Annotated in this window: 9 protein-coding genes; 4 read left to right on the top strand and 5 right to left on the bottom strand. The window is 70.4% G+C overall.

All coding sequences use genetic code 11. The annotated features are described in order from the left end of the window. Window positions 1-33 precede the first annotated feature (33 nt). Together glyA and ACF06X_RS28970 are read right to left on the bottom strand one after the other, a co-directional pair. A complete protein-coding gene (gene glyA, locus ACF06X_RS28975) occupies window positions 34-1,401 on the bottom strand; it encodes a serine hydroxymethyltransferase (protein WP_392290263.1) in 1,368 nt (455 codons plus the stop codon). A 59-nt stretch (window positions 1,402-1,460) separates the two neighbouring features. Continuing rightward, window positions 1,461-2,333: a TauD/TfdA dioxygenase family protein gene (locus ACF06X_RS28970; RefSeq protein WP_392290262.1), complete on the bottom strand. Its 873-nt coding sequence runs from the start codon at window positions 2,331-2,333 to the stop codon at window positions 1,461-1,463. A 266-nt stretch (window positions 2,334-2,599) separates the two neighbouring features. Here ACF06X_RS28970 and ACF06X_RS28965 point away from each other — a divergent pair, with 266 nt between their 5' ends. Further along, a complete protein-coding gene (locus tag ACF06X_RS28965) occupies window positions 2,600-2,872 on the top strand; it encodes a phosphopantetheine-binding protein (protein ID WP_392290261.1) in 273 nt (90 codons plus the stop codon). Continuing rightward, window positions 2,862-3,638, top strand: a complete 777-nt coding sequence (locus tag ACF06X_RS28960) for a 4'-phosphopantetheinyl transferase family protein (protein ID WP_392290260.1) — start codon at window positions 2,862-2,864, stop codon at window positions 3,636-3,638. Before ACF06X_RS28965 ends, ACF06X_RS28960 begins: the two co-directional genes overlap by 11 nt. On the opposite strand, the gene ACF06X_RS28955 is transcribed toward ACF06X_RS28960, so the two are convergent. From ACF06X_RS28955 to ACF06X_RS28945, 3 genes are all read right to left on the bottom strand, one after another. Then, complete coding sequence (locus ACF06X_RS28955) at window positions 3,598-3,810, bottom strand: MbtH family protein (protein ID WP_392290259.1); 213 nt, start codon at window positions 3,808-3,810, stop codon at window positions 3,598-3,600. The genes ACF06X_RS28960 and ACF06X_RS28955 overlap by 41 nt on opposite strands. Then, the gene (locus ACF06X_RS28950; RefSeq protein ID WP_392290258.1) at window positions 3,807-4,442 is read right to left on the bottom strand and encodes a LuxR C-terminal-related transcriptional regulator; all 636 of its coding nucleotides are present in this window, start codon (window positions 4,440-4,442) and stop codon (window positions 3,807-3,809) included. Before ACF06X_RS28950 ends, ACF06X_RS28955 begins: the two co-directional genes overlap by 4 nt. Window positions 4,443-4,706: 264 nt before the next feature. Further along, on the bottom strand, window positions 4,707-5,702 hold the full coding sequence (locus tag ACF06X_RS28945) for a LuxR C-terminal-related transcriptional regulator (RefSeq protein ID WP_392290257.1): 996 nt from the start codon (window positions 5,700-5,702) through the stop codon (window positions 4,707-4,709). Between the two features lie 200 nt (window positions 5,703-5,902). Between ACF06X_RS28945 and ACF06X_RS28940 the strand changes: the two genes are divergently transcribed. Then, window positions 5,903-6,199 (top strand): hypothetical protein, encoded by a 297-nt coding sequence (locus tag ACF06X_RS28940; protein ID WP_392290256.1) that lies wholly within the window; start codon window positions 5,903-5,905, stop codon window positions 6,197-6,199. A 507-nt stretch (window positions 6,200-6,706) separates the two neighbouring features. Next, window positions 6,707-7,558: an HAD hydrolase family protein gene (locus tag ACF06X_RS28935; RefSeq protein ID WP_392290255.1), complete on the top strand. Its 852-nt coding sequence runs from the start codon at window positions 6,707-6,709 to the stop codon at window positions 7,556-7,558. The last annotated feature ends 80 nt before the right edge of the window (window positions 7,559-7,638 follow it).

Genomic DNA, 7,638 nt, shown 5'->3' with positions numbered 1-7,638 from the left:
AGGGATGCCGTCGGTCCGCCCGGGAAATCGCGGTCAGTAGCCGGCGACGGGCCGGCGGTGGCAAATGGCGCGGATCCGCTCCTGGACACGTGCCCGCAGCGCGGGATCGAGCGCGTACGTGGTGGTGGACGTGTTCTCCGTGGCGGTCAGCACCTCGTGGACGAGGTCCGCGACCTCCGCGACGTCGGCGAGGTCGAAACCGCGGGCCGCCATGCTGTTGCTGCCGAAACGCACGCCCGACGTCACCATGGCGGAGTGCGCGTCGCCGACGATCCGGTTCTTGTTGACGAGAATGCCGCACTGCTCGAGTGCCTTCTCGGCATTGACGCCGGTGATGCCGAACGACGTCAGGACGTCGGCCACGACGATGTGGTTGTCGGTGCCGCCGGAGATGACCCGGACGCCCTGGCCCATGAGCTGCTCGGCGAGCGCGGCAGCGAGGTCGCGCACCCGGTGGATCCTGGCGGTGAACTCCGGCGTGGTCGCCGCCCCCAGGGCGTAGGCCTTGGCGGCGATGCTGTTCACCACGGGCGCGCCCTGGATCAGCGGGAAGAGACCGCTCTGCAGGGTCTGCCGGAGCGTCCGGCCGGTGGGGAGCACGGTGTCGGCCGAGTCGCCGAGCAGGATCAGACCGCCGCGGGGACCGTAGAGCTGCTTGTGCGTGCAGGTGGTCACCACATGGGCGTGGGCCAGCGGCGACGGGTGCAGCCCGGCCACCACCAGACCGGCGATGTGGGTGATGTCGGCGAGCAGGTACGCCCCCACCTCGTCGGCGATGGCGCGGAACGCGGCCCAGTCGAGCGTGCGCGGGTAGGCCGTGGTGCCCGCGACGATCAGACGCGGCCGGTGCCGCAGGGCCTGGGCCCGGACCTCCGCGTAGTCGATCAGCCCGTCGGGCCCGAGTCCGTAGCTGTGCGCGTCGAAGATCCGGCCCGAGATGTTGACCGAGGCGCCGTGGCTGAGGTGGCCGCCGGCGTCCAGGTCGAGGCCCAGGATCGGATCGCCGGGCTTCAGCAGCGAGTTCATGACCACCTGGTTGGCGGTGCTCGCCGAGTGGGGCTGGACGTTCGCGTAGCGGGCGCCGAAGGCCTGCTTGGCGCGCTCGACCGCGAGCTCCTCGACCTTGTCGACGTTCACACAGCCGGCGTGGAACCTCCGGCCCGGGTACCCCTCGGCCGTGACGTTAGCGAAGAAGCTCCCTTCGGCGAGCAGCGCCGCGGGGGTCACCGGGCTGCACGAGGCGACCAGGGCGAGGGTCTCGTGCTGCCGGCGGAGCTCGTCGTCCAGCAGCCCGTACAGGGCCGGGTCTCCGAGCTCCATGGCGTGCAGGGCGTTTTCGTAGAAGGACGACAGCGGAGCGGTCGGGGCGGTGAGCGTGGGCAGGCCGACGGCGTGGGCCATGGAGGCGAATCCAAACTGTGAGAGCGGCGGTCGACGGGCGACAGGGGGGGAGGGGTTGATCAGAAGTTCGGCGTCGAGAGCATCGCCGCGACCTTGCGGTCCGGGTCCTCGAAGCCACGCCGGCCGTGCATCACGCGCTTGTTGTCGATCATGACGATGTCGCCGGCCTCCCACTGGAGGTCGACCCGCACCTGCTCGGTGGCGTCGAGCGCGTCCCAGCGGCAGTGCTGCGGGATGGACGACCCGTCCTCGAAGGAGACGATCGCGCCCGAGCCCAGGTAGCTGTTGCACAGCGTGGGCGCGTCCACGTAGGGCGCTTGCGGGACCGCGGAGACGGTCCACTTCCAGTTGAGGTTCCCGGCGTCGTCGAAGTCGTACTCGAAGTCGTCGAACGTGGCGAACAGCGCCTCCAGCTCGGCGCGGTCGGCCGTGCCGAACACGCGCTCCTGGTGCTCCGGGGCGGTCGGGAACGGAAGGCGCCAGGTCAGCCGGAGCTTGTCGAACAGGTCTCGGGTCTCCGGGGCGAGCCGCTTGTACGCCTCGACGCCGTCGTAGACCGTCGTCTCGCCGTCCTCGTCGGCCGGCCGTACGCAGTAGAACCACTGGAGGCCCGGGTGCAGCGGGCAGTAGCTCATCTCGGAGTGCGCCGGAATGGGATTCCGGTGCGCGTCGACCAGCAGCACCGCGCCGTCGTCGGAAATCGTCTCGCGGTTGGGATTCTGGTGGAAGAAAAGCTTCGACGAGAACCGCTGGACGAGTTCACGGAAATCGTCGGCGGTGGCCCCGAAACCGCGGAACATCAGCGTGCCGTGCTGCTTGAAGAGATCGGAGATCTCGGCGTGCGGAAGTTCGGCGAGGGGAAGATCCGCGCTCTCGATCACCAGACCGTGGTGAGCGGAAAGGGGAGAGGTTTTGAAGGGGGTTGTCGCCATGAGAATTCCTACGTTAGGAGAGGCCCTGGGATTCGATCACGACCGTGACGTTAGAGGGGCGGCCAACCGGTGGGCAATATCGGGATCCTGGACTGATCCGGTCAATGACGGGGGCGTGTAATTCCGTCCAAAGGCTGCTGTTCGCGATGTCCCCGAAACAGGTGTCACGGCTTTCGGGGGCGTGTGTTCGCGCCGTCCTGCCGTGAGCATGGGAGGCCGATCGGTACATGCGGTACCTCCCCGTCCCGGCAGTGGAAGGCAATGCGGTGAAGGATGACCTCGGGCTCGATGCCGTACGTGGCCGGCTCGCAGAGATCTGGTGCAGGGCGCTCGCCGTGGACCACGTCGAGGACGACACGGACTTCTTCGCCGTCGGCGGCCGCTCCCTGCTCGCGGTCCAGGTCAGCGCGCAGGCGGCCGATGCCTTCGGTGTCGAGGTGAGAAGCGGCGACCTGGTGGTCGACGCCTCGTTCAGCTCCATGGTGGAGCGCGTCAAGAAGGCGCTGCCCTCGACAACAGGGAGAGCACGTGCTGCTTGACGCACCCCCGGCGGTCCCGGTGCTCGGTCCGGCCGACTGCCACATCTGGTGGGCCGATCCGGCCACGGTCACCGACGACTGCCTGGCCCTGCTCGTCGGGGCCGAACAGGAGCGGATCCCGCAGCTGCGCAGGACGGAGGACCGCCGGCGGTTCATCGCCGGCCGGGCCCTGCTGCGTACGGCCGCCGGCGGCTATCTCGGCCTTCCGCCAGCACGCCTCGAGGTGGTCGCCCACTGCCCCGACTGCACCAGGAACCACGGCAAGCCCGAACTGCCGGGCACCGGGCTCCAGGTGTCGGTGTCACACTCGGGCGGCCGGGTGGCGGTCGCCGTCACCCGGGCAGGTGCGGTCGGGATCGACGTGGAGGAGATCAGCACGTCGGTGTCGCCCGCGGAGTTGCTCCCCCATGTCATGGGGCCGACGGAACCCCGGACCCCGGCCCACGCCACCGCGAGCGGCTTCCACCGGATGTGGACCCGGAAGGAGGCCGTGCTCAAGGCGACGGGCCAGGGGCTGCGGGTGCCGTTGTCCGAGGTCGGGGTGTCGGCTCCGGAGGAGGACCCGAGGGTGCTGTTCCTGGGAGGTCCGGCGGCCGGGCCGGCCGAGGACTTCGTGCTGGCCGACCTGGAGCCGGGTGCGGGTTGTGCGGCCGCGGTCGCGGTGATCGGCGGCGGGTCGCTGGCCTTCACCGCCTACTCCCGGAGCCGTCCCTCGGCGGCCGCCTTCAGTTCGGGGCCGCCGCGGGCCGCGGGGACCGGGCGCTGAGCGGCCTCATGTCCGTCCACACCCGCTCGATGTGGTCGAGGCACTCCTGCCGGTCGCCGCGGAACCCGTCCGGCTCCCAGCCGGCCGGCAGCTCGCGGTCGGCGGGCCAGAGCGAGTACCGCAGTTCGTGATCGCGCACCACGAGATGGGTGCCGATGCCTTCGTACGTCATGTCTCCACCTGCTGTCGTTGTCGTGATTCGGTGTGCGCGGAGTGAGTGCGCGGGGCGGTCAGGGCGGCGCGGACCAACTGCGCCTTGTTGTGCGCGCCGAGCTTGGAGCGGATGCGCTTCACGTACGTGTCGACCGTGTGCTGGCTGATGCCGATCCGCCGGGCCGCCTGGTCGTGGGTGCAGCCCTCGACGAGGTGCCGGAGCACCTCGCGCTCCCGCGGGGAGAGCGTGGCGACACCCTGACGGGCGACGGTCACGGCACCGGCCGGATCCGATCCCTGGCCGGCTACCCGCCGGATGGCGTCGACCAGCAGCAGGGGCGCGTCATCGAACGGATGCGTCCCGCCCATCCGGTCCGGGCCCATGGCCCGGTCGGCAGCGGTCCCGTCGGGGGTCCCGTCGGCCGTCAGCAGGACCGTCCGGGCGGCGGGCACGCCGAGCGTCCCGAGCGGAGGCTCGGGCAGCTCGTCGAGCAGGGCCAGGTCGAGGACCAGGCAGTCGACCGTGCCGGCCGCCACCGCGAAGGGTGTGCTCGTGGCGAAGGCGACCTGGATGTCGGCCTCCGCGTCGAGCAGATAGCGGATGCCCAGCAGGGCGAGCTGGTTCCGGACGAAGATCCCGGCACGCACCATGTCGACTCCCCGTCTGCGCTGGTTCCGGTCCACTCCGGCGGTACGGGGCCAATCTTCATGATCGGAGCACGGACCGGAAGACAACTCCGGTGGCACATTGGGGCCCTGGACACAAGGGGACATCCGGGGGCCGGTGCCGACATGCCGTGGCCGCGGGGGTCACGGCGAGAGAGGGGCCGTTAGCGCGCTGTCCGCGGCGCGCACGACGGTTCAGCCGCGCACGGCGGTTCAGCGGTGCACGACGGTTGAGCCGCGCACGACGGTTCAGCGGTGCTCCGAGAGCCAGCCGTTCTGCACCGCTCGAACGCCCGCCTCGAACCGGCTGCGCGCCCCGAGCCGGGTCATCAGCTCGGAGGCCAGCCGCCGTGCGGTACGCGGCGACACCCCGAGCCGCTTGGCGATGGTCTCGTCCGTGTGGCCCTCGGCGAGCAGGACCACGACCATGGACTGCTGGTCGGTGAGCCCCTGGTCGTCGGCCCTGCTCTCCTCGTTCAGCGGCCGGGCGCCGTTCCAGACGCTGTCGAAGAGCGCGCACAGCGCGGTCAGGGTGCCCTGGCCGGTCAGCACGACGGCGCCCTCGGCGCTGTTGTCGCTGTTCACGGGGATGACGGCGGCCTTGCGGTCGACGACGATCATCCGGGTCGGCAGCGTCGGCACGGTGCGCACCTCGCCGCCCAGCTGGGACAGCCAGCTCACGTACTGGAGGGTGTGCGGGCTGTTGCTGGCGCTGTTGAGGTAGACCGTCCGCATCCGGACACCGCGCTCCAACAGCTCCTGGTTGAGCGGCTTCGCGGCCTCGATGTGCTCCGGCCGCTGGGGCCCGTCCGGGGCGAAGGTCATGACCTCCTCCCGCGTGTCCCGGGTGAGTGCCGCGAGCCTGTCGCGGATCTGGTCGATCCCGGTCAGGCGCTCGCTGTGCGGCCCGTTGTCGGTCGGCCGTGCCTCCGCGTACTCCGCGATCAGCCGGGCCGCGGCCGCCCTCGAGTCCTCCAGCCGTTTCTGATGCGCCGCGAGTTCGGCCTGCTGACGTGCCATCAGCACTTGGAGGCCGACCTCGGGCGATACGGGCCACAGCTCGCCCTCCCGGTCGTAGGAGGGTCTCAGCAGGGCCAGTTCACTCAGGGTGTCCAGCCCGTGGCGGACCTGCTCGGGCGTGAGCGCCAGTCGCTCGGCGAGATCCGTCACGCCGTCACGCGGCTGCGCCAGGAGTCCCCGGTAGACAGCCTCGGCAATGGAATCGAGACCAAGCGACTTGAGCACGGAAACATCTCCCCCCGGAGGTCTCGCCGTAAAGACGCTCCATCATCACACGTGTGGCCGAATTTCTACAGGAGGAGGCGTGGACTGTACCGGCCATTGCCGGAATGGGACTTCTGGTGCTCTTCTCCCTTGTTCGCCCTTTTGGGAAAATGCGAGGCGTGTATCTCGTTCACACCGAACTCCTTAACAGGAAGGCGGAGTTGTGTATCCCTCAGAACCTCGCGGATCTCCTTCGTGCCCTGGCGCACGCCGACGACGGCGTGGAACACGTGGTCGTCCACCCCCATCCGGGACATGGGGTGACGGTGGGCGTCTACCTGCTGGCCGACCGCCTCCGTGATGCGGAGGAGACGGCGGCGAGACTGTGCGGACGCGCGGTGGACGAGATCGGTCCGCTGCCCGGATGGCTGGTCGGACGCTCCGAGGCGCCGCTGCTCGCCCCGTACGGCCTCGACGGCCTCGACGACCTCGAAGCCCTCGACGGCCTCATGGACTGAGCCCTGAGACACCGCCCGCTGACCGCTTCGGTCCAGGGCCCGTTCCGTCCACCGGATCTCTCTTCCGAACGTCTTCCTGCTTGGCGAAGCTTTGTCGCACAGAAGGAACAACTCACCGACTTCGGAAGGGATTCATCCATTGCTGCGCTTTCGTCCCGCTCGCTGGGCCGCGGTTCTCCTGACGGCCTTCGCCCTCCTGACCCCGGCGTTCACCGTGTCCGGCGACACCGCGGAATCCGTGGTTGCCGGCACCCCTGTGCCGGGCGACATGATCTGGGGCTGACATCCGCCTCGACGCCATGGCGTCGACCGGCGGCGCGGGACGAGGGTGCCCGAGGCGCCCCTTCCAGGATCTCGGACGGCATCGAAGACATCGGCCTTCGGTGCCGTCTCGTCCTTCACGCACGCCGTGGTCACCCCGAACCGGACACCGCGGAGGCCGGAAAAGGCGCTCTCAGATGTGCGCCCCCTCGCACGCCCGTGCATCTTGTACGGAAGAATGGATCGGTGACCTCACCCCACGCTCCGCGCCCCGCCGCCCCGGCCCCCCGGCTGATCGCCACCGACCTCGACGGCACGTTGCTGCGCGACGACAAGTCCGTCTCGGAGCGCACGGTCGCGGCGCTCGCCGCCGCCGAGCGGGCCGGTGTCGAGGTCTTCTTCGTCACCGGCCGCCCGGCCCGCTGGATGGACGTGGTCGCCGACCACGTCCACGGCCACGGCCTCGCGATCTGCGCCAACGGAGCGGCCGTCGTGGACCTGCACGCGGGCGGCACGTTCCTGGAGGTGCGTCCGCTGGACCGGAGCGTCGCCCTCGACGTCGTACGGACACTGCGCGCGGCGGCCCCCGGCACCTCCTTCGCGGTCGAGCTCACCACCGGCATCCACTACGAGCCGGAGTACCCGCCCTTCTACCTCGACCCCGGCGCGACCGTCGCCACGGCCGAGAAGCTCCTCTTCGAGGAGGAGCCCGGCGCCGCCGCCCCCGTGCTCAAGCTCCTCGCCCAGCACCCGGGGCTCGACCCCGACACCTTCCTGGCCACGGCCCGTACGGCCGCCGGCGCACTGGCGTCCCTCACCCGGTCCAGCCCCACGGCGCTCCTGGAGATCAGCGGCCTCGGCGTCTCCAAGGCGTCCACCCTGGCCCTGTGCTGCGCCGAGCGCGGTATCTCGGCGGACGAGGTCGTCGCCTTCGGGGACATGCCCAACGACATCGAGATGCTGACCTGGGCCGGCCGCTCGTACGCGATGGGCAACGCCCACCCGGACGTGATCGCCGCCGCCTCAGGACGTACGGTCGCGAACAATGAGGACGGTGTGGCCGTGGTCATCGAACGGATCCTCGCCGGCACCCTCTGAGCCAAGGCCTGCCCGGCCCGGGTCAGGGCGGGTCAGGGCCGGTCAAGGCCGGTCCTGGAGGGTAGGCCCGGGCAGGCCGG

This window comes from Streptomyces sp. NPDC015346 (assembly GCF_043078785.1).
Taxonomy (GTDB): Bacteria; Actinomycetota; Actinomycetes; order Streptomycetales; family Streptomycetaceae; genus Streptomyces.
Note: the sequence above shows the minus strand (reverse complement) of the source record. Positions and strands in the feature narration are given on the sequence as shown.

Excerpts from the sequence above, each read along its gene's own strand:
- glyA (WP_392290263.1), bottom strand. The coding sequence starts at position 1,401 with ATGGCCCACGCCGTCGGCCTGCCCACGCTCACCGCCCCGACCGCTCCG.
- ACF06X_RS28970 (WP_392290262.1), bottom strand. The coding sequence starts at position 2,333 with ATGGCGACAACCCCCTTCAAAACCTCTCCCCTTTCCGCTCACCACGGT.
- ACF06X_RS28955 (WP_392290259.1), bottom strand. The coding sequence starts at position 3,810 with ATGACGTACGAAGGCATCGGCACCCATCTCGTGGTGCGCGATCACGAA.
- ACF06X_RS28950 (WP_392290258.1), bottom strand. The coding sequence starts at position 4,442 with ATGGTGCGTGCCGGGATCTTCGTCCGGAACCAGCTCGCCCTGCTGGGC.